This window comes from Mesorhizobium sp. P5_C1 (assembly GCF_054049815.1).
Genome location: NZ_JBFULQ010001304.1, coordinates 1 through 665, shown reverse-complemented (window position 1 = coordinate 665; position 665 = coordinate 1). Strand labels below are relative to the sequence as shown.

General features: G+C 58.0%; 2 protein-coding genes. Both read left to right on the top strand.

Annotation, left to right across the window (positions count from 1 at the left end):
• The coding region (locus tag ACXJ7R_RS35525; protein WP_457155860.1) for a hypothetical protein at positions 1-269 on the top strand (269 nt) is incomplete at its 5' end.
• A 71-nt stretch (positions 270-340) separates the two neighbouring features.
• On the top strand, positions 341-619 hold the full coding sequence (locus tag ACXJ7R_RS35520; RefSeq protein WP_457155859.1) for a DUF6894 family protein: 279 nt from the start codon (positions 341-343) through the stop codon (positions 617-619).
• Positions 620-665: the final 46 nt, after the last annotated feature.

The window sequence follows — 665 nt, the reverse complement described above, 5'->3', positions numbered from 1 at the left end:
TTGGGAAGGTAGGTGGCAAAATGGCGGTGGCTAAGAAGGACCAGGAGCGCATCACCTACGCCTGGATGTATGGCGCCCAGGCGCGCAAGGACGCCAAGGAACGCGCCGTGCCTGACTACTGGAACGAATTCGCCGATGCATGGCTGAAGGGCTATGACGGCGTGCCGATCCCCGGCGCTGGCAAGCCCAAGTCCATCAGCGACCAAATGGAGGTCGAATTCGCTGAGGCTGCCGTTGCCGATCCGGATAGCGGAACCGAACCCCCTTAATCGGACTTTTCGCTGGATGAGCACACGCGACCGCGTGGGCTCCTTCACTGTTGAGTAGCGAAGGCAGGCTGATGGCGATCCACTATTTTGACGTCGACGACAATGGTTCGGTCTTTCACGACGATCAGGGCATCGACTGCCCGGATTTCGATTCTGTAAAAAGGGAGGCGATTTCCGCGTTGGTCGACATGGTGAAGGAAAGCTTGCCCGATGGCGACCATCACAAAATATCAGTAAAGGTTCGTAACGAGGGCGGGGATGTGGTTTTGCACGACGCCTTGAACTTTGACGTAGTGAATGAAAACCGCTCTACAGGTGGGGCAACCCCAAGTCCGGATCGGCACGTCTAGCTGCCCACCCGACGCGATGCAACACCGCGACGGCTTCGATCTGGCC